Genomic DNA, 24,284 nt, shown 5'->3' on the forward strand with positions numbered 1-24,284 from the left:
CCTCTTACTTTTTCATAATTTAGAATATCAAATCACCCATTTTTTTCAGTGGCAACTATCCTTCCATACAGATTTTTGTAAACCTCCATTACTTTATTTGACTGAGGCCCCTTAATTCCTCTTCGTATCGCATTATACACGGTCTTTTCACTAACTCCCGCAACTTCTGCAACCCTTCTTTTCCAATTCTTGGGCGGCAATACGGGAAGTTCTATTTCTTTAACTTTAACTGTAGCCATAGCGTTATACATGTTTTATCCTAATCCAAATTTTACTATATTTGGGGCGTTACCTGTAGAGGTAACAAATTAAGTTGTTAATGCAAATATATACAACATTCTGTAATAATCAACGGCTATCAAGAAATATTTTCAATTTTCTGTAAAAAATAAAACTATGGCGAGCGAACTTACTATACGATTCAAAGAAGCGTATGACTATCTGTTATCCATGGGAGAAGTAACTGGATATAAAGATTTTGCTACTAAAATAGGCATTAGTACATCTATGATTACAGAGATTTTCAAAGGACGAAGTAACGTAGGGGCAACTGCATTACAAAATATTGTATTAATATTTAAAATAGACGGCAATTGGCTATTGGCCGGTATTGGCGAAATAACCCAAAATAATGCAGCTGAACAGTTAAATTCGCCGTCAGAGGCAAAAAAGGTATTGCTAAATACACAAAAAGACGAATCCATTTTGTATAAAATATATAAAGAAAAAGATGAAGAAGTAGGTAATCTGAAAGAATATATAGGACGGCTTAAAGCCTATATAGAATTTCTGGAAAATAAAAAACAGAAAGAAGAGAAAGAATAATGAATTATGAACTATACGCATTGCCGGTAAGCCGTATATCCAAAAAGTTTTGTATTTTTGCGCCGTATTATACAAAATAATAGCGTAATGAATCTATTAGAACTGAGTGAACAGGAAATCATCAGACGTAACAGCATGGAGCAGTTGCGCCAAATGGGGATAGAACCTTATCCCGCAGCCGAGTATGTAACAAACGCTTTTTCAAAAGAAATAAAAGAATCCTTTAAAGATGATGCAGAACCCCGTGCGGTGACTATAGCGGGACGTATTATGAGCCGTCGCATCATGGGCAAGGCCTCTTTTATGGAGTTACAGGATTCTGAAGGCAGAATACAGGTTTATATCTCCCGTGACGACATTTGCCCCGGAGAAGACAAGGAACTTTACAATACGATATTTAAGAAATTACTGGATATAGGGGACTTTGTCGGCGTTAAAGGTTTCGTTTTCCGTACGCAAATGGGTGAAATATCCATTCATGCCCAGGAATTAACCGTATTATCCAAATCTCTCAGACCCCTGCCAATCGTTAAATACAAAGACGGTGTGGCATACGACGGATTCAATGACGCTGAAATGCGTTACCGCCAACGTTATGTCGACCTGGTGGTTAACGACGGTGTAAAAGACATTTTTGTAAAACGCACCAAGATATTCAATTCCATGCGTAACTTCTTTAATGAAAGAGGTTATCTGGAAGTAGACACTCCTGTGCTTCAAAGTATTCCGGGCGGAGCCAGTGCACGTCCGTTTATTACTCATCATAACGCATTGGATATTCCTTTATATCTGCGTATTGCCAACGAACTCTATCTGAAGCGACTGATAGTTGGTGGCTTTGAAGGTGTATACGAATTCAGCCGGAACTTCCGGAACGAAGGTATGGACCGTACACATAATCCGGAATTCACTGCTATGGAAATTTACGTTTCCTACAAAGATTACAACTGGATGATGAACTTCACCGAACAAATGCTCGAACGTATCTGTATGGACGTACTGGGCACAACCAAAGTAAAATACGGTGATAAAGAAATAGACTTCAAGGCTCCATACAAACGGATTTCAATGATTGATTCCATCAAAGAAAACACCGGTATAGATATTTCAGGGATGAACGAAGAGCAGCTTCGTGATGTATGCCGCCAGCTGGATGTTGAACAGGATGAAACAATGGGTAAAGGCAAACTGATCGATGAAATATTCGGAGCCAAATGCGAAGGTAACTACATACAACCTACTTTCATTACGGATTACCCTATTGAAATGTCTCCATTGACAAAGAAGCACCGTAGCAATCCGGAACTGACAGAACGTTTTGAACTGATGGTTTGCGGTAAAGAAATCGCCAATGCCTATTCAGAACTAAATGACCCGATAGATCAGCGCGAACGCTTTATGGAGCAACTTCGCCTGAGCGAAAAAGGAGATGATGAAGCCATGTTCATCGACCAGGACTTCCTCCGCGCACTGGAATACGGTATGCCTCCTACAAGTGGAATGGGTATAGGTATGGATCGTCTGGTAATGTACCTGACCGGACAAACGACTATTCAGGAAGTATTGTTCTTCCCGCAAATGCGCCCGGAAAAGACAGTTAAAAAAGATCCGGTGGAAAAATATGCTGCCCTCGGCATTAACGAAGCATGGGTTCCGGCTTTACAAAAGGCCGGTTATACAACGGTTGACACACTAAAAGATGTAAACCCGAACAAACTAAGGCAAGAACTTTGCGAAATGAACAAAAAGTATAAACTGGAATTGCAAAATCCGTCGGCCGAAGAGGTCGAATTATGGATTGCCAACGCAGCCAAATAAAAATAATACTATGAAATTGCCTGGAAAAATTGCAATAATGGGGGGCGGAAGCTGGGCTACCGCCTTAGCCAAAATTGTACTTTCTACCCAAGATAGTATTAACTGGTATATGCGCAGACCAGACCAAGTAGAAGAGTTTCTGCAACAAGGACATAACCCCAGTTATCTTTCTGCCGTAAAATTCGACACAGATAAAATCAAATTCTATACAGACATAAACGAAGTAATCAAAGAATCGGACACGCTGATCTTTGCAACTCCTTCACCTTTCCTCAAGCAGCATTTGATGAAAGTAACCACTCCAATGACAGACAAATTCATCATTTCTGCCATCAAAGGAATCGTTCCGGATGAAAACCTGCTGGTTGCCGATTACTTTGCAGAATATTATAATGTCCCGATTGAGAATATTGCTGTTATCGGCGGTCCGTGCCATGCAGAAGAAATTGCACTTGAGCGGTTATCATATATCACCCTTGCATGTTCAAATATAGAGCATGCAAAAGCTGTTGCGCCCGTATTCAAAAATACGTATCTGAACAACTCGTGTTGTAAAGATGTTACAGGTATCGAATACGCTTCAGTTCTGAAAAACGTATATGCTATCGTCGCAGGCGTCTGCCACGGCATGAAGTACGGCGATAATTTTATAGCCGTTTTCATTTGCAACGCTATCGAGGAGATGAGAAACTTCCTGAATGCCGTACACGGACTGGAACGCGATATAACAGACTCCGTATATCTCGGAGATTTACTGGTTACGGCATATTCCCGTTTTAGTCGTAACAGGACATTCGGAACAATGATCGGAAAAGGATATTCCGTTAAAACTGCCCAACTGGAGATGGAGATGATTGCTGAAGGTTATTACGGAACGAAATGTATTTATGAAATTAATGAAAAATACAAGGTAAACATGCCGATTCTGGATGCCTTACACGATATCTTGTATAAAAAGAAATCGCCGACAACAGTAATCAGGCAATTAACTGAAACATTCAAATAATAACAAATAAAGGCAGATTACAAGTTTGCCCTTTAAGACCGATATAAGTTATGAAAAACATCAGTTTAAACATTGACAAAGCACTAGGCTTTGTATCAAAAGAGCAGATATACGCTCAGGAAGCAAAGGCAAACGAATGCATTGCTACATTGCACAATGGTAACGGAGCCGGTAACGACTTCCTTGGTTGGTTACATCTCCCCTCTTCTATCACAGAAGCAGAGTTGGCTGATATTGAAAACACAGCAAACATTCTCCGTTCAAAATGCGAAGTAGTTGTTGCCGTAGGTATCGGTGGTAGTTATTTAGGAACAAAAGCTGTTGTAGAAGCTCTGAATAATAGCTTCGACTGGTTACAGGCAGACCGTAAAAATCCGGTTATACTTTATGCCGGACACAATATCGGAGAAGATTATCTGTATGAGCTTTGTGAGATTTTGAAAGACAAACAATTCGGTATCATCAATATTTCCAAGTCTGGAACAACGACTGAGCCGGCTCTGGCTTTCCGTATGTTAAAGAAAATGCTGGAAGATGCCGTTGGCAAAGAAGAAGCCAAACATCGTATTGTTGCAATAACAGATGCAAAAAAAGGTGCGCTTCGCACTTTGGCAGACCAGGAAGGTTACAAAACATTCATCATCCCCGATAATGTAGGCGGACGTTTCTCCGTTCTTACTCCTGTAGGTTTATTGCCTATAGCAGTTGCCGGCATCAACATCCGCGAACTGGTGAAGGGAGCTGTAGACATGGAAAAGAATACCGATATAAGTATACCTTTTGCACAAAACCTTGCAGCTATCTATGCAGCTACACGGAACGAATTATATAAGAGTGGAAAAAAGGTTGAAATCCTGGCAAACTTCCATCCGAAACTCCATTACATCGGTGAATGGTGGAAACAGCTTTACGGCGAAAGTGAAGGTAAAAACGGAAAAGGTATTTTCCCTGCTTCCGTAGACTTTACTACCGACCTTCACTCCATGGGACAATGGATTCAAGAGGGCGAACGCATAATCTTTGAAACTGTTATTTCCATCGAAAATCCGGATCACAAAGTAATTATACCGACTGACAAAGAGAATTTGGACGGTTTAAACTTTCTTGCAGGCAAACGCGTAGACGAAGTAAACAAGATGGCAGAACTGGGTACCCAGCTAGCTCACGTGGATGGTGGAGTTCCAAACCTGAAAATCACATTGCCGGAAGTAAGCGCCTATTACATAGGACAGCTGTTCTATTTCTTCGAAAAAGCTTGCGGTATCAGCGGTTACATGCTGGGTGTCAATCCTTTTGACCAACCGGGAGTTGAAGCCTACAAAAAGAACATGTTTGCCCTACTGAACAAACCGGGTTATGAAAAAGAAAGTGAAGCTATAAAAGCAAAACTATAAGCCAAAGATGATAGCTGACAATTCTTGTCGCTAAAACATAAAAAGAAGGTGTATCAAACGCTATTACCGGACGCAGATGACGCAGAACACACGGAAGAACGCAGACCATATTGATAATAAAAATCAGTCTGCGTTCCTTAATTCCGACTTTTGACACACCTTCTTTTTATTTATTATTTATCAGCCGTATTTACATTCTGTATCTTAAACCGGCAACGACCGCTCCCATATGCCCGAAGCCCGCTTCAACAAAACCTGCAAACTGGCGCCCCAGTTCCAAACCAATAGGTGAAGCCCGGTACATAAAGAAAGGTGTTACTTTTGTTTTTTCCGTAGCTTGGTGCTCTTGTTCATCATAAAAAGAGACTTTCGTAGTAGCCAAAGAAATTCCCACATTTACTCTTGAATATAAAGTTACAAAATCACGATTGAACCAATTATATTTAAAGGAAGGAGCAATCGTATGAAATGATATGAATCAAAGATAGTGGTTTCTACATAATCAACAACAGTTATTAAACAATATTTCTGTGCTAAAACGTTCTAAATATTGTACTTTTGCCTCACTGTAAACATATAATCAAAAAAATGATCCAAGAGGCAATTACACAATATCTGCAAAAAAACAAACAGGAAGTTATCTTACCAAAAGCTGTTCTATTTGACATGGACGGAGTTTTATACGATTCCATGCGTTTCCATGCCCGTGCATGGCACGAAGTAGCAACCAAACACCATCTTCTTTCCAGTCCTGATGATTTTTATATGTTTGAAGGGCAAACAGGCAATAGTACTATAAACGCACTTTACCAGCGCACTTTCCAGCGGGATGCAACCGAAGAAGAAAAACAGACGATATATAGACAAAAATCTTCTTTGTTTAACAAGTATAACGATGGGGAGCCAATGCCTGGTGCGGCCGATGTATTAAAACAAGCCCGTACATCCGGATTACAAACCTTAGTAGTTACCGGCTCCGGACAACACAGTCTGCTTAATAAGTTAAACCATACTTATCCGGGGTGCTTCACTCGCGAAAAGATGGTAACTGCATTTGATGTCAAGTATGGGAAACCTCATCCGGAACCATATCTGATGGGATTACAAAAAGCCGGCGTAAAAGCTAACGAAGCATTTGTTATAGAGAATGCACCTATGGGAATAAAAGCAGCCGTAGCTGCCGGTATCTTTACGATTGCCGTAAACACGGGGCCTCTGCCTGATTCCGTTTTGCTGGACGAAGGAGCAAACCTATTATACCCCGACATGAAAAGCCTGGCAGATGACTGGAAAAACATAATGGATATATGTTCCGCCACAAAATAAAAAAGGTCTCAAAAGTTATTACCGAACGCAGATGAAGCAGAATGCGCAGATTTACGTTCGGTAATGGCTTTTGAGACCAGTTCTTTATTGTTTTACTGTAAATTAATTATTTCACATAATCCGCTGCATTCAGGAAGTCATAACTTTGCTGACAGCTGCCTACAGGATCATTGTTTGTATATTGTTCTATTTCCACATACCAGTCTTTGATATTATTTGCATACATTTGGTCAAAGATTGGCTTGAAGTCCATCTTTCCGCTGGCACCGATCTCTTTATCATCTTTAATATGAAGTGCTTTAAACTGGCTTGGACGTGCTTTCAGATAAGCCACAGGATCACTACCGGCTTCTTTGCACCAATATACATCCAATTCAAAAAATACATGATTCGGACTAACATTATCCAACAAAAAGTCATAAATCAACTGGTCATTGATTTTACGGAATTCAAAACTGTGATTATGGTAACCAAATCCGATGCTGGCAGCTGCCGTCTTAAATCCGACAGTGTTAAAATAGTCGCAATACATCTTTAGGTCATCTAGCGTAGTCTGGTCATTGACAGGCATCCAAGGCTGAATCATATACTTTACGCCCAATTCATTGTGGGCTTCGATAGCACGGTCCCACCAAGCCATCACTTCGGTTTCTTTTTCTTTGGTATATTCCTGTCCTAAATGTGCACTCGTACACTTCATACCCAGGTCTTCCACCATTTTTTTGAACTCTGCAGGAGCCAGTCCATAAATTTTACCGTTATCATAACCGGCTGTTTCCAGATTCTTATACCCGATTTTAGAAGCGGTTTCGAGTACAGACCGTATACCCGACTCCTTTACCATTTCACGTAAAGAATACAACTGAAGACCTACATTTTTAGCAGATTCGTTTGCAACGCTTTTATTAACGCAGGAAGATAAGAACTGAGGTACAACCAAACCTCCGGCAAGCATTATGGATGCCTGTCTCAAAAAATCACGTCTGTTTTGCATAGTAAATAATTAAGTTTGCTTGAGAATTTTAGCAAATGTAGAAAAAATGCTGATTCTATACAAGTTAGCGCTTCATTTTCATATATTTATACTGGCGAATGATAAGTTTACGGCTACGAATGATCTGGTAACGATAGATAATACAAGCCGTAATAAAATAAAAACCAGCCTGAATCCATAACGTTTTATACTCGGCCGCCACCTCACTAAGGGTCGCTCCCATTGTATTTATCCGTATAAAACCCTGTATACCGGGAGTAGACGGGAATAAATATCCCAAAGCTTTCCAAAAAGGCGGGATAGCTTCCTTTGGCCAGGAAACACCGGAGATAAACAACAATATAACAGAAGTAAAAACAAAAACCATCATGGGCGATTCGCGGGACGTCATAAAACCGGACAACATCATTGAAAAGAAAATACAAGCAAACAAATAGGGCAATAAGAACAACAGTACCGTCCATGCCTCACCAACCTGTGGCAACCCGAAGAGTTTCGGAACAACAGCCAAAACCCAGATACAGACAATTACATACAACAAAATATAGGTAAGCGATTTACCCAACACGATACGTAGCGTACCATTGAAGTGGCGGCTCACAGGAACCAGACAATGAAAACGATTTCTCTCACGTGCTGTTCCGCCTAACATACCAATGCCTAATATTAATGTCTGCTGGATAACCAAAATCAAAATAGCCGGTACGAGGAAACTGGCAAAGCCATTCTGTGTATTATACAACGCTATAGATTCATAAGGAATGGGATTAACAGTAATCTCCTGCAGCTTATCCGTAGAAGCCGGATTATTATGCGCTCTCAACTCCGCTCCCATATCCAATGACACTTCCATCGAAGCCAGCAGAAAAGCTTTATAAAAAAGCAAACTACTCATATCACAATAAAGAGCAACTTCCGTCTGATTTCCCTTATGTACTTCTTTACTGAAATCGGAAGGAAAGTAAAGGATACCATATGCTTTCTTCTCATCCATCATTTTCCTGGCAGCTTCCATATCGGGACAGATACTAACAACCTGCACATCCGGAGTGGCATTGACACGACGGATAAATTCGCGGCTCAGATGAGAATCGGACTGATCTACCACAACCAGTTTTGCCTCATGAACCACTTCATTATTATAAATAAAAGAATACAACAAAGGATAAATGAAAGGCACCAGGAAGAAGAAAATCATCACACCGGGGTCTTTGAATACATTCTTCAGTTCATCCTTCCAGATATAACATGTATCCAGAATGCCTTCCTTGATAATATATCGTAAACGATGCTCTTTTTTCATATCTCTTACGGAATATATTTAAAGTAAAGCAAGGCTCCTTTTAAATTCTTTCCTATCAGAAACGGAAGTATAAGAAAACCAAGCAACCACAAATATTGATCGATCGTATAATACAAATCCCGGCCATTTAAAGCCTGATCTACATAAATCAGAAAGTAATGACGCAAAGGAAACAGATTGCTCAATGCCTGCAATGTTGGGTCCATTCCCAATACAGGAAACGAAAAACCTACAATAGAGAAAGCGATCATACCGAACAAACTAGCAAAACTAAGTCCCAGTCGTAATGTAGGTAATACACCAATCATAAAGATCCCCATCGCCTGTGATGCCAGAACCAACAAAAACAGAGCTGCCAGCATAGGCGTCCAACCACTATGCAAAGGGAAAGCATTGAAACCATATAAAACAGCACAACACATAAAACCAGTCAATGTAAATATCAGTGTATGCGGCAGCAGTTTCCCTATCAAACTTACAGTAAGCGAACCATTCCCCATTTCCAGCCATTTTCGGGATGTAGCATATTTAATCTCTGTCCCGATACTAAATACGGTAACAAGGAATATCATCAACTGCAATATGCCCGGCAATAACGTATTATTAAGATATACAGAATAGTTAAGCCACGGATTACCAATCGGGTGCGTATCTATCACTATAGGTTGTAATTGTCCCATAATCCGGGCTTCAGTATATCCTTTAGCCTTTCCCATTTGCAGCCCTACAGACGCACCGGCCAACACGGACATTGTCTTCATGTCGCGAAACAATAAAGAAGCAGCTATCAGATAAGTGCCATTTGTATAAAATGACAACTTTGGTTGTTTACCTGTTGTAGCCTTTACTGCAAAATCTTCAGGTATATAAAAGATACCATATATATTCCCTTTCTGCATTTCCCTGCGGGCTTCGGAAAAAGATTGCGTGCGCATTACCACCTTCGTCTGTTCAAAAGCATCTAACTGACGGATAAGATTACGTGATGTAGCCGATCCGTCCATATCTACTACTGCGACAGGCATATCAGTAGGCAAACCATCTTTCATCAGTGACAGAAAAAATACAATGCAAAGCACAGGTGCAACCAGCATGCAGAAGATATAAATCGGCTTTTCAACCAGCCGATGCATTTCCCGCACCGCTACGTTACGAATACTATGTAAACACTGCTTTATAGTCATAGTCAGGTTACTTCGATTTCTTTTTCAGGATAACAGACATACCGGGACGAAGGTCGGCCACTGGCTGCGCAGGACGGGCACGAACCTCAAATGTTTTAAAGTCATATTGACCGTTCGTCTTCGTTGCTTTCCAAGCGGCATACGAACCCATATCCTTCATGTAATATACTTTCAATGTTACAGGCTGATTATCGAAAGCAGGAATAAAAGCCTGCAATTCGGAACCCACTTTTATATCCTTCAACAAATCTTCGCGGATACTGAACGTAACCCACATATCATTCAAATCGGTAATATTCATAATAGGTGCTCCGGTTCCTACCAACTCTCCTACTTCAGGAAAACGTTCGGAGACTTCACCGTCTATCGGAGATACCAAAACCGATTCATTCAGATAAGATTCCACTTCGGCAACAGCTCCGCCGGCCTGCTGAACCAATGCCGCAGCCGCTGCTTTATCTTCCTTACGGGCACCTTCTTTTGCCATTTCATATTGCGAACGGGCCGCCTTCTCGGTAGCAACCATCGCTTTATAGTTTGCTTCCACCTCATCCCGTTTCTGCGCAGACATCACACCTTTATCATACAGGTTCTGAATACGGTCGTACGACTTTTTGGCAATCTCTAAACCGGCCTGCGCTTTTTGCCACAACTCATATGCACCCGTCACTTCCTGCGAACGAGCTCCATGTTGCGCTTTTGCACTCTGGGCTTCAGCAGCCTGACGAACGGCTTCTGCCTGTTGCAACTTAGCTTCAACCTCCGGTGTATGCAAGAAAACCAATGTATCGCCAGCCTTTACCCTGTCTCCTTCTCCAAAGCGATAAGAGTCAATACGTCCCGGAACTTTTCCGGAAATACGCACCTGCGTGGCTTCTGCCTGTCCCATAATAATATCATCGGGAGGCGTAAGTAAAAAGAATCCGGCCAAAGCAACCAAACCAACTACTACCAACACGGCAATGAATGCCAGCATCATGTTACTGATCGTAAACTTCTTATCTTCGTTCATCTCTGTATATCGTTTTATATTGTTATTATTCTATTCGTTTGAAGAAAGTTTACCCAATGCTTTATCCAGATAAACCTTAGTCAGCTTTACATCAATTTGTGCATCAATCAATTCGGAACGGGCAGACACCCAAGCCGTCTGAGCTTCCATCAAGTTAAGAGCAGGGATAACACCTTCTTCGAAGCCATAGTTGGCATGGCGAAGATTTTCATCAGCTTTTTCCATATTGCGTGAAGAAGCTATCAACTTTTTGCCTGCCTCATTTACCTTGTAAACAGACTGATTTACCTGCAATTCTACTTTCTCACGGGCATTTTCCAACTCTAATGCTTTAATATGGGTTTCAGCCCGGGCCGAATTACGTTTGTAAGTACCTTCCCACCAACCAGACAATGGAACCTTTACCATCACCCCTACATTGAACATCCCGGAAAACTCGTTTTTAAAGCCATTATGCAGGTTCGGATTCGTTACAAAATAGTTCGCGGACAAAGCTACGCTAGGCAGCATTTCGGAAAGTACTATCCTTTCCTTCTTCTGGTATATCTTCTTTGCCAGATCAAGGCTTTTCAGTTCAAAGCGATTCATAAAAGCCTCGTTTACATCGGCCGAAGCATCCGGAACAGTAACAGGAAAATCTTCTATATTTTCATCTGCCAGTATTAAAGCCTGCTCTAATGGCAAACCACAAATCTGGGCTAAAAGCATACGCGACAGAGCCAAGCCGTTTTCCACTTTTGTCTGTGCCATTTCCGCCTCATTAAGTTTTACTTTTACAGACAAACCGTCGGCCTCCGTTGCCACACCCTCTGTTATCATAGCAGTGACATCACTATCCATCTTGCGAAGAAGCTGCACATAAGCATCTGCCAGTTTCTTCTTATTTACCAAAGAAATAACCTGCCAGTACGTTTCGTCGGTTTTATAGATTGTTTCCTGCAATTGCAAGTCGTTCATGGAAAGTGCCAGTTGTCTGGCATATTGGGCTATCTGATTGTAAGATACAATCTTCCCTCCCATAAATACGGGTTGTACCAACGATACGCTTCCGACCCATACATTCTGTATGTCAAGATGCTGAAGATCGTTTACACCTCCTACCACTTTATCCACGATAGGCAAATGAGCCAGTTCTCCCAACGAAGAACCGATGGCAGATTGCAAAGCCCCCATATCCAACAGATTCAAATCTTTTTGATTCCACATATAGGCTCCCATTGCCGAAAGCTGTGGAAAATACTTGGTAAGAGCGGCTTTCTTTTCATTATCCGCCATCTTGATTTTCTCGCCGGAAATACGCAGTTCCTTATTGTTACGAATAGCTAAGTTACGACATTCTTCCAAAGTCAGCACTTGTTGGGAATAGGCTTGGCCAAGCGTCATCAATAGTACCAATAATACAATGATTCGTTTCATCTTCATTCCGTTTTTCATTCTAACACCCTAATAAGGACAAATATATGAATATCCGGCACAAAAGTACAGGTTTGAATTAAATATAAAATTGAATTAATTCAACAAAAGATACGTTTTTTCAGCTTACAGTACCACGTATTGCTAACCCCCATATATTGGGCTATATATTTATCGGGCACACGGTTAATGATCCATTTATAATGATTGTAGAGATACTTTATAAATTCCTCGGCCGTACAAGACTGCCGCACTGCAAACATAGAATAAAGTTTGGCAATAATAGTTAGCATCACATTCTGGTAATAAGAGGCAAACAAGGGATAACGCAACGACATTTCCTCTATCTGCACACGTGAGAAACAAAGCAATTCACCATCTTCGATAGCTTTTATCTCAAAATCGGAAGGAGCCTGGGTGAAATAACCTATAGCGGAAAGAAAAGGAAATTCGCTGTCGGCAGCAAATCCGGTAACCGCCTCTTCCCCTTTTTCACTTATATATAGATTAATGAATAAGCCTTTGTTGATAAAATATGCATCCTGACATAATTCGCCGGTACGAAGAAGGTAGTCGCCTTTTTTTACATTCAGCACTTTAGCCCGGTCTTCCAACTCCTTCACAAAAGCCTTATCCCCTGCCAGAGCTTCGGGTATATCGGCTAACAACCTTGCAAAGGATGCATCGGTTTCCATAAATCAGTCTTTTAGTTCAAAACTTCGGCGTCCTATCAAATTACCGTCTGCAAAAATATCGGCACGGTAAGTACCCGGAGAAAGAAATTCTTCAATATCCCAATACATTGTAACTGCTACTTCTTCACCCTCATATTCAATCAGCTTTTTCATAGAATAGTTGATGTCTTTTCCCTCAAAAGCAAATACATTTCCGCGGCTCTTTACCAATATATCGTCATCCGGTTTCATAATACGTACATACAGAACCTTCTCTCCCACCGGAGCTGTGATATTCTTCGCAATCTTAAAGTTGACAACAAACTGCTGCATCTTACTTATTTTCTTTGCTAATTTCCCGCGCGAATTCACAGGAGTTACGCTAATATCCGTAGCATCCAGACGGCTGGCCAGAGTAACACGTTCGGTTAGTTTTTCTTTTTCTTTCTTCAAGTTAGCAGCAGTAGAAGTAGCTTGCTGAAACTTCTTCACAACCTCTTTATTTTCTTCTTTCAGCTGGGTATTTTCTTTATGCAGCGAATCGATCTGTGCCACATAGTTTCGCATAATCTTACGTAACGTTTCCAATTCTTTCTTAAGACGCGATATTTCCTTGGCATTAGTAGCCTTAACAGTGCGTAGCTCTTCCAAAAGACGTTGTACCTTTGCCTGCTCTGTCGATAACAAAGCAACCAGCGAGTCATTGTTTACACTGAATTTATATCCTTCATAGGTCATCGACAACTCATTATACTCGTCTTCAAGAGACTCTTTCTCAAGATCGAATGTCTGCACCAACCCTTCCATTTGTTGCTTCTGGTGAAAAATATAATATCCGGCACCAGCTAAGATAAGAACCAACACAATTACTGCAACAATAAGCAGCGAAAATTTATTTATCTCTTTCGTTTCTCTCTTTTCAGTATCCATACACACATGTATAAATGAACGTGCAAAAGTAGTATTTAATAAGATGTCTATAAAATGATCCGGCAAGGTTTTACATATTTTAATATTATATTAACAAACGTATTTTGCAGCGTTAAAAACAGCAACTTGCATTAAAGCACACCAATGAGGCAAACCGGACAAAAAATGGACTCATAGTTATGATTTTGGAAAGTCATAATTATGAGTCTGTAAAACGATAAGGATGAAAATATTTCGGTTGACTACCCTTTCCTGCCTGATTGCCTATCTTATTCAATTTAGTTGCCTACCTAAAAAGTACGGAATAAAAGTCTCGACAAAGGGTCGTTTAAAGGGTCACTTTGTTATCTTCTGTCACCTTCTTCGAGGGGTGTTTCAAAATCTGAGAAATAGTCTTCAATTATTCTACAAAAGCATGCAACATATTACTACATAGGATATTACATTACAAAACCACTATTTTAAAAGCTTAAAAACAAACCGGATCGAATTTCATTTTAACACTTCCGCGAACACTTTCCCTAAATGGCTTTAGCCTGGTTTCAATTGCCGTCGGTTGAAACCGACGGATAGTAGAGCCATCCTCTTTCAAGGGCTTTAGCCCAATTGGAGAAGATAGCTAAAAAGAGCTTTCCAGAAAGAAATTTGGCTAAAGCCGATACAGAAAGCCTCCCTTAGTCCGTCAGCTGAAGCAGACGGCAATTGAAACCAGGCTAAAGCCATAAAAGAGCAAGCCGTATCGGCCATCCCAAAAGAAAGCTGCGCTTAGCTTAGCTTTCTTGTTAGCGGCATCAGCGGCCGGGCGTTAAACGCAGGTAAAAGACGTAGTAACGAAACCAGCGGCTGTTTGAGCAAAGCGAGTTCCGCTGGTTCAGCGAAGTCTTTTGCCGGAGTAGCCCGGCCGGTGCAGCCTTGTATCTTTTGTCTACTTTTCTGTCAGGAGAAAAAGTAAGCAAAAATGTTCGCGGGAAGCACTAAAATGCAGCAAGCATAACCTCGCAATAATAGAATAATAATATATTTATCAGCAATTTATACCAGACATCAGATCTTTTACAATTTGGGGATAAGCCCCGAAGATGGTGACAGAAGGTGACAAAGTGATAAAGTTTATATTACCGGTTTCCGGGAACAAACCTAAAATACCATCCGGTAAGTAGCAATCCCCGCAAGGATAAATAGATAAGAAAAGCCATCCAAAGTGCATGATTGCCCATGTTTGTCTGAAACACAAAATAGACCAGAAAAAAACCGGCCATAGCCACAAACATAGAATACAACATCGAACGCGTAGCCGTAACGCCAATACATACACCATCCCACAAGAATGCAGCAAAACCGGCAAAAGGGATTGCCAAAACCCAATAAAAATAGGTGTTTGCTTCTTCTATCACGTCTTGATTATTCGTCAATAAAGACAGAAAGCCTTCTCCGCCCATACCATATAATAATGTAAAGAAAAACGCTAAACCTGTACCCCAATAAAACAGGGTACGAACAGCACGCCGTAAAGAGGTCATATTACCCGCGCCGGCATAACGTCCGGACAAGGCTTCGCCAGCATAAGCAAAGCCATCCATGATATAAGAAAACAAAGTAAAGAGTTGCATCAACAAGGTATTGACCGCCAACACTACATCACCTTGCTTAGCTCCGGTGGAAGTAAAAAAAGTAGTAACTGCAATTAAACACAACGTTCTGAGAAAAATATCTCCGTTGACGGAAAAGAAACGGCGCATGGCCCTAAGTTCCAGGCTTTGCTTAACACAAACTCTTACCCGTAACTTTTTATAGTAGCGCAACCAAAGCACAAAGGCCATCAAAAGTCCGCCATACTGAGCTAACAGCGTTCCGAATGCCACACCTTCCACCTTCAGGTGAAAGCCAAAAACCAGCACTAAACTAAAAATGATATTCAGTATATTCTGCGTTATGGCTATGAACATCGGAAAACGGGAGTTTTGCATACCAATAAACCATCCTACAAACCCATATAACCCCAACACCGCCGGGGCTCCCCATATACATATACGAAAATAAACGGATGCTAAAGACCTCACCTCTTCGCTGGTGTCTAATAAATAAAAAGCAATCTTCTCTATCGGATATTGAAAGACAAAAAGTAACGCGGCTATAAACAAGCCTACACTAACAGCACGAACCAAAATGCGAACAACCTCATCCAGATCACGCTTTCCATAAGCTTGAGAAGTCAGGCCGCTTGTCCCCATCCGCAGGAAGCCAAAGCTCCAATAAATAATATTAAATAACAGACCTCCTACGGCAATGGCACCGATATAAGCAGCCGAACCCAAATGCCCTACAATAGTTACATCAATCAAGCCCAGCAGCGGAACAGTTATATTGGATATAATAGACGGTATAGCCAGTTGGAGTATCTTCTTATTCATTTTATTCATCGGAACGTTTTGTTTAGAGAGAACAAACATACGTAAATTAACAGAATATTTACATACACCTTTTTCTGCTTCCCTAATTTATTACTACCTTTGCACCACTTCAATTAAACATAGACATTTGCATGCACGAGAAAATTATTATTCTTGATTTCGGCTCGCAAACAACACAACTGATCGGACGCAGAGTCCGGGAGTTGAATATGTATTGCGAGATTGTCCCTTACAACAAGTTCCCGTATGATGCTACCGATGTGAAAGGGGTTATCCTTTCAGGCAGTCCTTATTCTGTTTATGACACCAATGCTTTTAAAACGGACCTGAGCGAGATTCGCGGTAAATATCCGGTATTAGGCATTTGTTACGGAGCTCAATATCTGGCTTATACGTCGGGAGGAAATGTAGAGTCGGCTAATTCGCGCGAATACGGACGCGCTAACCTTTCATATATCAACAGTAAAGATCCGTTACTGGAAGGAATCATCACCGGTTCGCAGATATGGATGTCGCACGGCGATACGATCACCAAACTTCCCGATACCTTCAAGGTAATTGCCAGCACAGACGATGTACAGGCAGCCGCCTACCATGTGGAAGGAGAACAGACCTGGGGCGTACAGTTCCACCCGGAAGTATTCCACTCGACCGACGGAACAAAGCTGCTCGATAACTTCCTGAATATATGCGGATGTGCCAAAGACTGGACTCCGGCATCCTTTATCGAATCGACTGTTGCCGAACTGAAGGAACAACTGGGAGATGACAAGGTAATCTTGGCTTTATCCGGTGGCGTAGACAGCTCTGTAACCGCAGTATTACTGAACAAGGCGATCGGTAAGAACCTGACCTGCATTTTCGTAGATCACGGATTGCTCCGCAAGAACGAGTTCGAGAATGTGATGAGAGACTATGAGCACCTGGGTCTGAACGTGATCGGGGTAAATGCAAAAGATAAGTTTTACAGTGAACTGGCCGGTGTATCCGATCCGGAAGCGAAACGTAAGATTATAGGCAAAGGCTTCATCGACGTATTTAATGAAGAAGCCCGCAAACTGAAAGATATTAAATGGCTCGGCCAAGGTACAATTTATCCGGACGTGATCGAATCGTTATCTATCACCGGAACGGTTATCAAGAGCCACCATAACGTAGGCGGACTGCCGGAAGATATGCACCTGAAATTGGTTGAACCGTTGCGTCTTCTGTTCAAAGACGAAGTACGCCGCGTAGGTATGGAAATGGGTATGCAGGCACATCTTATCAAACGCCATCCGTTCCCCGGGCCAGGGTTGGGTATCCGCATCCTGGGCGACATCACTCCTGAAAAAGTACGTATCTTGCAGGATGCCGACGCCATCTACATGAACCTGATGCGCGAATGGGGATTGTACGATAAGATATGGCAGGCGGGTGTTATCCTCCTTCCTATTCAGTCTGTTGGTGTTATGGGCGATGAACGTACTTACGAAAACACAGTGGCTTTGCGTGCTGTAACTTCTACAGATGCAATGACGGCCGACTGGGCACAATTGCCTTACGAATTCCTGGCAAAAGTATCGAACGAGATCATCAACAAGGTGAAAGGCGTAAACCGCGTAGTTTACGACATCAGTTCCAAGCCTCCCGCAACAATCGAGTGGGAATAAAGCGGGAATACAGACAGCTAAACGAAACAGATCTACTAATTTAAAGATATAAAAAATGAAGCAGGATATGATTGTCATTCTGGACTTGGGCAGCCACGAGAATACCGTACTGGCCAGAGCCATCCGTGCACTCGGTGTTTACAGCGAGATTTATCCGCACGACATTACGATTGAAGAACTAAAAGCACTTCCGAACGTAAAGGGTATTATCATCAACGGTGGTCCTAACAATGTTATAGACGGTGTAGCTATCGATGTGAATCCGGATATATATAATGCAGGAATCCCGGTTATGGCAGCCGGACACGACAAAGCATTATGCGCAGTTAAACTAAACCGGTTCACGGATGATATAGAAGCGATCAAGAATGCTGTCAGGCCGTTTGTATTCGACACTTGCAAGGCCGAAACAAACTGGAACATGACTAACTTCGTAAACGACCAGATAGAACTTGTAAGACGCCAGGTAGGCAACCGCAAAGTGTTACTTGCTTTATCGGGTGGTGTAGACAGCTCGGTTGTTGCAGGGCTGCTGCTGAAAGCTATCGGCGATAATCTGGTTTGTGTACACGTAAATCATGGTTTGATGCGTAAAGGCGAATCGGAAGCCGTCGTAGAGTTGTTCAAGAATCAGTTGAAAGCGAACCTGATCTATGTAGATGTTACCGACCGCTTCCTCGACAAGCTGGAAAACGTAGCCGATCCGGAAGAAAAACGCAAGATTATTGGCGGCGAATTTATCCGCGTTTTCGAAGAGGAAGCCCGCAAACTGGAAGGCATAGACTTCCTGGCACAGGGTACAATCTATCCCGACATTGTAGAAAGCGGAACCAAGACTGCCAAGATGGTTAAATCTCATCACAACGTAGGCGGTCTGCCGGAAGATATGAAGTTTGAACTGGTTGAACCTTTACGCCAGTTATTCAAAGACGAAGTGCGTGCCTGCGGTCTCGAATTGGGATTACCTCACGAGATGGTTTACCGTCAACCGTTCCCGGGTCCCGGATTAGGTGTTCGTTGTTTGGGAGCTATCACACGCGACCGTCTGGAAGCCGTACGTGAAGCCGACGCTATCTTGCGTGAAGAATTTCAGAATGCCGGACTGGATAAGAAGGTATGGCAATACTTTACCGTTGTACCCGATTTCAAATCGGTTGGTGTACGCGATAACGCCCGTTCATTTGAATGGCCTGTTATCATCCGTGCAGTGAACACGGTAGATGCCATGACTGCCACAATAGAGACCGTTGACTGGCCTATCCTGATGAAGATTACGGATCGTATTCTGAAAGAGGTTAAAAACGTCAATCGTGTCTGCTACGATATGTCACCAAAACCGAATGCAACGATTGAGTGGGAATAAATAACATTCCCGTTTAAATAATATACCTTTTGCAGCAGAAGGCAAGTCTTCTAAATGCAAAAGGTATATCTTTTTTATATTCACTATACATACATTTTTCTTTCTCAGTCATATCTGCAGTAGATATGATTATTGATTTAGTATATGAATCGTATGACAAGCAACTAAAGCAGCCGTTTCTGTACGCAGTCTGCTTTCGCCCAGAGAAATCGGTTCAAAACCATTCTTTCGGGCCAGTTCTATTTCTTCAGGACTAAAATCACCTTCGGGACCAATCAGAATAAGGGCATTTTCTCCTGCCCGGTATGTTTTCTTTAAAAGAGGCTTCTCTCCTTCCTCACAATGAGCAATGAATTTGCGGCCGTCAAAAGGAGCAGATATGAATGATTTAAAGTCTGTCATTCCATCCAGTTTCGGCACAATAGCTTTTTGCGACTGCTTCATCGCACTAATCAGAATTTTCTCCAAACGGGCAGGTTTGATCTCTTTTCGTTCCGAGAAACGGCAATTCAGGCAGGTAATCCGGTCGATCCCTATTTCCGTGGCCTTCTCTGCAAACCATTCCATCCGGTCCATATTTTTTGTCGGAGCAACTGCTATATGTAGATTAAAATTCCACAAGGCAGGCTGCTTCCATGTTTCCAGAATATTTACTTCGCAATGCTTCGGATGGGCACGACTAATAGCCGCTTTGTAAAAACTGCCTTGTCCGTCAGTCAATAAAATTTCATCTCCTTCTGTCAAGCGAAGCACACGAATACAATGACCTGCCTCTTCTTCAGGCATTTCAAGATTTGTTGCGATATCAGGTGTATAAAAAATCTGCACTGCTAACTAACTATCTGTTATTAACTTATAATTATCCGAGTATCATACCTATAATAGTAGCCGAAAGAACCGATACCAGTGCACCGCCTACCATTGCCAACACACCAATACGTGAGATCAGCCCCCGCTTTTCAGGAGCAAGCACTCCCAAACCTCCTAACAATATGCCGATAGATGAGATATTGGCAAAGCCACACAATATATAAGTAGACATCAATACGGACTTCTGGTACATAAATAATCCTGCATCCTTCCATTGCTGCAGCTGGAAATAGGCAACAAACTCGTTTAATATTGTTTTCTGTCCCAATAACGATCCCACTAGCATAACATCCTGACTGGGGACACCTATCAACCACATAAAAGGAGAAGTTATTACCCCCAGTATAAATTGGAAAGTCAATCCTTGTGCTTTGCCATCTGTTATTCTTACAATCCAATCATTCAAACCGGTATAGCGCCCTATTATATCCTCGGTTACATAATTAGCCAATGCCACCAGAGAGATAAAAACCAAAAGCATAGCTGCAATATTCGTCATCAGCTTTACACCGGTTACCGTTCCTGAAGAAATTGCATCCAATATATTAGTATTGCGTCCTTCCTTCTCCAAGCCAACAGCATGGTCTGAGGCTTTTTCTGTTTGCGGACAAAGCATCTTCGCCAATACTATGGAACCGGGGACAGCCATCACAGAAGCAGAAAGCAAGTGTTTGGCAAACATAACTTTTGCCACAGGATCGGTTCCGCCCAACATTCCAATATAGGTTCCCATAACAGAACCTGCAATTGTACCCATTCCGGAAACCATTACCAAAAAGATTTCCGAACGGTTCATTGTGGGCAGATAATTCTTAATCAAGACCGGAGATTCTGTCATTCCCATAAATATATTCCCGGAAGTAACTAATCCTTCCGAACCGGATATATTCATAAAGCGACGCAATACCCAAGAGAATCCGCCAACTACACGTTGGATAATTCCCCAGTGATAAAACATAGATACTAATGCTGAAAAGAATATTACGATCGGCAAAGAATGGAGTAAGAAGCTAAATCCGGCAGCTTTGGAAGCATACGGCCCTAACAAAAAGGTTAATCCTGCATCCGTAAAGTCCATCAGTTTGACAAATATCTTACCAAGACCTTCCAATAATCCTCCGACAAAAGGCACATATAATACAGCTAAAGCAAATATGATCTGCATCAGCAAACCACCGCCTACCAGTTTCCAGTCAATACGTTTACGGTCATAACTCAAACCATATGCTATCGCCAATATCACAATAATGCCCAAGATTCCACGCAATAGCGTAATTAATCCAAACCCACCGTGTTCTTCAATCATTTAGAATTGTCCTCCTCTTCACGACGACGCAACTCGTCTTTATACATTTTCGCATATTCGTAATTCTCTTCTGAAATAGCTTCTTCCAGACGTTCCTTTATTTCTTCGATGTCTAATAAAGCAAGCCATTTTTTCAATTGGCTTTCATCATGGATATCTTCCGGCTCCATCTCTTCAAGATCATCATATTCATTCTCTTTTTCATTCACAAACGGAACTTCTTCCAAAACGACTCCGCTCTCACGAACAATCTCTTCAGTCGTATAAATATCACATTTCACCCGAAGAGCTATAGCAATCGCATCCGAAGTTCTCGAATCCAAACGTACCTGGTTGGTCCCGTCGTCAAATAATAACTCCGAATAAAATACACCGTCTTCAAATTTATAAATAAACACTTCACGCAAATGTATGCCGAAAGCCTGCGCAAATGTAAAGAACAAATCATGGGTAAGAGGACGTGGAGGTATAATATGCTCCAGGGCAATCGCTATGGATTGTGCCTCGGACGTTCCTACGATAATAGGAATACGACGCGGGCCATCTTCTTCAGCCAATATTAAAGCATAGGCTCCCGATTGTACCTGACTGTTTGTTAGTCCCTGAACTCGTAATTTTATCTTTGCATCCACGTCTGATATGTTTAGAAATCATATATAAAGACAAAAGTAATATTATTTCGTAATTTATTTCTTACTTCAACAAAAGAAAAAGTGGTAAAAATGTAAAGAAACAGGTTGTTGTAGCTCTATTTAATATTAAAATGAATATAACTAATTTTCGGGTGAAAGAAATACAAAGAGAAAAGACCTATATAAAAAAGAAAAGGTTATCCGTCACGGACAACCAATCTTCATTGCTAACCTTAAATCTAATACCATGAAAAACACAATGCAAATATATGCACTTTATGTTATACAACACATACAATCAGATACAAAATTCTTTGGTTTTAGCAATATTTTAACTTACAAATTATTTAACCGGTACCGGTTAACGTTTATTCAATAATTACTTTGAATATTCGTCGGCTTTTACTTTCATTCTGTCAACACGTTTCTGCGTATCAGGATGACTTGAGAACATCTGACGAAATTTAGATGATTTCTGCTGGCCATCACTCAAATCCATCAACTTCTTAAGCGCATTGTGCATGCTATACGGATCTTGTCCGTTGTCAACACTGAACTGGAAACCAAAATCGTCTGCTTCACCTTCCTGTTTCTGAGAATACTGAGCACTAGCCAATGCCTCAGCCAAATCTCCAAGTTGCGAATCTGTCAGTTTTGCAACAGTTCCGTTTACAGAACCTACTGCATTTTTGGCAGCAGAAGTCATGTATGCACTTTTCATTGCATCTTTTGAATCGGTGTGAACGACATGGCCTATCTCATGACCTATAACAGCCAGCACTTCATTATCATCCATAACATCCATCAGGCCGCCACACACCCGTACGCTTCCGTCGCCACAAGCAAAAGCATTGACATCTATAACATTATAGACCTTGAAGTTTAAATCTAAACCGTCTATTTTTTTCAAGTTAGAAGTAATCCGTTCCAAGCGTTGTCCCATTTCTGTATCAGGACCGGCTACTTCATTATGCGTATCCATCCATTGGATATATTCTTTTGCCATTGCCGCAACATCTGCATCCGACAACGTAACTGCATGGGCAACGTCCGATGCTGCATTTACTAATTTCTTCGTATTGATGGACTTTCCACCAATCTTAAACTGGGCAGAAGTTGTCAAACTAACACCTGCCAGAAGAATTAATGAAAATAAAATTGATCTCATAATTTATTGATTTTGTTGTAATAAATAATCTTCCAGCTGAGGGTACGCACAATCTTTCAAAAGAACTCTCTTGTCTTTATCCAATAAATAAAGAGTCGGTATTGCTTTTAAATCATAAATTTCTTCATTCTTTAAAGATAGGCTATTATCATATGAATTGATCCAGCCTGCCGGCATATAAGAAAGGTGTGCTTTCCAAGCTGTCAAATCTTCATCAGGATAGACAGCAAGGACTTTAAGTTTCTTATTTTTCACCAGTTCTTTTACTGTTATAGAACTTGTAAGTTGATCCGTAACTTCTTTGCACGCATGACAATCGGGATTATAAAAGAAAAGCAATAAATAATCGGATTTTATTCCGTGCAGAGTACCTGTTTTTCCATTTGCTAATGTATAAGTAAAATCGGTTGCCGATTCTCCGGCTCTATTCTTTAACGCCAGCTCCAATAAATGTTGGGGGCGGATTTTGTTTACTTCATCATAGGAAGATGATGCTATTATTGACTGTAAAGCAGGTATGTAAAACTCCTCATTACGCATGGGAGAATTAGGATCATACAAATATTTCTCATATAAACCTGCAAAATAGGCAAACATAGTGCTGTCTGCATCAGCTTTATTCATCATACCTTTAATTGCAGACGCTACTGCCTCCGGCGCAGCATATTTCAAAATATCGATAAAATTAGTAAAGGCCTGCTCCGTGACCTCCGGTAAATGAATATAAGCAGTATCTTTAAAATCAAATTTATCCCAATAATGAACAGACAAATAATCAGCCCGCTGATCAGGCTCGGTAATCATAGAAGGTACTTCAACCATCTGAAAGGTTCGTTCGACAGTTTGTTCTTTTTCGGTATTTTTAGACTGTTGTCCGCTACATGCACTAAATATCAACAACAATGAAAAAATATATAGACTTTTCATAATCACACATTTACAATTCAAGGCGCAAAGATAAGGTTTTCTTTTGGAACCGTCTCTTGTTGTACCGGAAATAATC

At 41.3% G+C, this 24,284-nt stretch carries 22 protein-coding genes; 7 read left to right on the forward strand and 15 right to left on the reverse strand.

Features of this window, described 5'->3' with window-relative positions; genetic code table 11:
- Positions 1-32: 32 nt before the first annotated feature.
- Positions 33-239 carry a hypothetical protein gene (locus ACYIB7_RS10675; protein ID WP_103983845.1) on the reverse strand — a complete coding sequence of 69 codons (207 nt, stop codon included), beginning with the start codon at positions 237-239 and terminating at the stop codon, positions 33-35.
- A gap of 157 nt (positions 240-396) precedes the next feature.
- On the opposite strand from ACYIB7_RS10675, the gene ACYIB7_RS10680 reads away from it, so the two are divergent.
- The 4 genes from ACYIB7_RS10680 to ACYIB7_RS10695 all read left to right on the forward strand — a co-directional run bounded on the left by ACYIB7_RS10680 (position 397) and on the right by ACYIB7_RS10695 (position 5,043).
- Positions 397-825, forward strand: a complete 429-nt coding sequence (locus ACYIB7_RS10680; RefSeq protein WP_480337031.1) for a helix-turn-helix domain-containing protein — start codon at positions 397-399, stop codon at positions 823-825.
- Positions 826-912: 87 nt separating this feature from the next.
- Positions 913-2,643, forward strand: coding sequence for a lysine--tRNA ligase (gene lysS, locus ACYIB7_RS10685; RefSeq protein WP_103983826.1), 1,731 nt, complete (start codon positions 913-915; stop codon positions 2,641-2,643).
- 10 nt (positions 2,644-2,653) lie between these two features.
- On the forward strand, positions 2,654-3,649 hold the full coding sequence (locus tag ACYIB7_RS10690) for an NAD(P)H-dependent glycerol-3-phosphate dehydrogenase (protein WP_103983825.1): 996 nt from the start codon (positions 2,654-2,656) through the stop codon (positions 3,647-3,649).
- A gap of 50 nt (positions 3,650-3,699) precedes the next feature.
- Entirely contained in the window at positions 3,700-5,043 is a 1,344-nt protein-coding gene (locus ACYIB7_RS10695; protein WP_103983824.1) for a glucose-6-phosphate isomerase, read from the forward strand.
- A 190-nt stretch (positions 5,044-5,233) separates the two neighbouring features.
- Here the strand turns inward: ACYIB7_RS10695 and ACYIB7_RS10700 are convergent, their stop codons facing one another.
- Positions 5,234-5,425, reverse strand: coding sequence for a hypothetical protein (locus tag ACYIB7_RS10700; protein WP_480337033.1), 192 nt, complete (start codon positions 5,423-5,425; stop codon positions 5,234-5,236).
- 206 nt (positions 5,426-5,631) lie between these two features.
- On the opposite strand from ACYIB7_RS10700, the gene ACYIB7_RS10705 reads away from it, so the two are divergent.
- Complete coding sequence (locus tag ACYIB7_RS10705) at positions 5,632-6,369, forward strand: inorganic diphosphatase (protein ID WP_103983822.1); 738 nt, start codon at positions 5,632-5,634, stop codon at positions 6,367-6,369.
- 106 nt (positions 6,370-6,475) lie between these two features.
- Here ACYIB7_RS10705 and ACYIB7_RS10710 read toward each other — a convergent pair whose 3' ends face one another.
- From ACYIB7_RS10710 to ACYIB7_RS10745, 8 genes are all read right to left on the reverse strand, one after another.
- Positions 6,476-7,363, reverse strand: coding sequence for a sugar phosphate isomerase/epimerase family protein (locus ACYIB7_RS10710; RefSeq protein WP_103983821.1), 888 nt, complete (start codon positions 7,361-7,363; stop codon positions 6,476-6,478).
- A gap of 64 nt (positions 7,364-7,427) precedes the next feature.
- Positions 7,428-8,666: an ABC transporter permease gene (locus ACYIB7_RS10715; protein ID WP_103983820.1), complete on the reverse strand. Its 1,239-nt coding sequence runs from the start codon at positions 8,664-8,666 to the stop codon at positions 7,428-7,430.
- A gap of 5 nt (positions 8,667-8,671) precedes the next feature.
- Positions 8,672-9,850 (reverse strand): ABC transporter permease, encoded by a 1,179-nt coding sequence (locus ACYIB7_RS10720; RefSeq protein ID WP_480337036.1) that lies wholly within the window; start codon positions 9,848-9,850, stop codon positions 8,672-8,674.
- Positions 9,851-9,857: 7 nt separating this feature from the next.
- Entirely contained in the window at positions 9,858-10,862 is a 1,005-nt protein-coding gene (locus tag ACYIB7_RS10725; RefSeq protein WP_480337037.1) for an HlyD family secretion protein, read from the reverse strand.
- 30 nt (positions 10,863-10,892) lie between these two features.
- Complete coding sequence (locus ACYIB7_RS10730; RefSeq protein WP_103983818.1) at positions 10,893-12,278, reverse strand: TolC family protein; 1,386 nt, start codon at positions 12,276-12,278, stop codon at positions 10,893-10,895.
- Positions 12,279-12,376: 98 nt separating this feature from the next.
- The gene (locus tag ACYIB7_RS10735; RefSeq protein ID WP_099464958.1) at positions 12,377-12,970 is read right to left on the reverse strand and encodes a Crp/Fnr family transcriptional regulator; all 594 of its coding nucleotides are present in this window, start codon (positions 12,968-12,970) and stop codon (positions 12,377-12,379) included.
- Positions 12,971-12,973: 3 nt separating this feature from the next.
- Positions 12,974-13,879, reverse strand: a complete 906-nt coding sequence (locus ACYIB7_RS10740; RefSeq protein ID WP_099464957.1) for a hypothetical protein — start codon at positions 13,877-13,879, stop codon at positions 12,974-12,976.
- Positions 13,880-14,994: 1,115 nt separating this feature from the next.
- Positions 14,995-16,290, reverse strand: a complete 1,296-nt coding sequence (locus ACYIB7_RS10745) for an MATE family efflux transporter (RefSeq protein ID WP_480338474.1) — start codon at positions 16,288-16,290, stop codon at positions 14,995-14,997.
- 131 nt (positions 16,291-16,421) lie between these two features.
- On the opposite strand from ACYIB7_RS10745, the gene guaA (ACYIB7_RS10750) reads away from it, so the two are divergent.
- Both guaA (ACYIB7_RS10750) and guaA (ACYIB7_RS10755) read left to right on the forward strand, forming a co-directional pair.
- The gene (gene guaA, locus ACYIB7_RS10750; protein ID WP_455628830.1) at positions 16,422-17,942 is read left to right on the forward strand and encodes a glutamine-hydrolyzing GMP synthase; all 1,521 of its coding nucleotides are present in this window, start codon (positions 16,422-16,424) and stop codon (positions 17,940-17,942) included.
- A gap of 55 nt (positions 17,943-17,997) precedes the next feature.
- Positions 17,998-19,305, forward strand: a complete 1,308-nt coding sequence (guaA, locus tag ACYIB7_RS10755) for a glutamine-hydrolyzing GMP synthase (protein WP_103983816.1) — start codon at positions 17,998-18,000, stop codon at positions 19,303-19,305.
- A 129-nt stretch (positions 19,306-19,434) separates the two neighbouring features.
- Here the strand turns inward: guaA (ACYIB7_RS10755) and ACYIB7_RS10760 are convergent, their stop codons facing one another.
- The 5 genes from ACYIB7_RS10760 to ACYIB7_RS10780 all read right to left on the reverse strand — a co-directional run bounded on the left by ACYIB7_RS10760 (position 19,435) and on the right by ACYIB7_RS10780 (position 24,214).
- Positions 19,435-20,133: a 16S rRNA (uracil(1498)-N(3))-methyltransferase gene (locus tag ACYIB7_RS10760; RefSeq protein ID WP_099464954.1), complete on the reverse strand. Its 699-nt coding sequence runs from the start codon at positions 20,131-20,133 to the stop codon at positions 19,435-19,437.
- Positions 20,134-20,164: 31 nt separating this feature from the next.
- Entirely contained in the window at positions 20,165-21,481 is a 1,317-nt protein-coding gene (locus ACYIB7_RS10765) for a NupC/NupG family nucleoside CNT transporter (protein ID WP_480337040.1), read from the reverse strand.
- Positions 21,478-22,113: a bifunctional nuclease family protein gene (locus ACYIB7_RS10770; RefSeq protein ID WP_099464952.1), complete on the reverse strand. Its 636-nt coding sequence runs from the start codon at positions 22,111-22,113 to the stop codon at positions 21,478-21,480. The genes ACYIB7_RS10765 and ACYIB7_RS10770 overlap by 4 nt, the downstream gene beginning before the upstream one ends.
- A 379-nt stretch (positions 22,114-22,492) precedes the next feature.
- Positions 22,493-23,281 (reverse strand): M48 family metallopeptidase, encoded by a 789-nt coding sequence (locus ACYIB7_RS10775; RefSeq protein ID WP_103983814.1) that lies wholly within the window; start codon positions 23,279-23,281, stop codon positions 22,493-22,495.
- A 3-nt stretch (positions 23,282-23,284) separates the two neighbouring features.
- Positions 23,285-24,214, reverse strand: a complete 930-nt coding sequence (locus ACYIB7_RS10780; RefSeq protein ID WP_480337042.1) for a DUF5106 domain-containing protein — start codon at positions 24,212-24,214, stop codon at positions 23,285-23,287.
- Positions 24,215-24,284 lie beyond the last annotated feature (70 nt).

It is taken from the genome of Parabacteroides sp. KHUB-03, assembly GCF_056640975.1.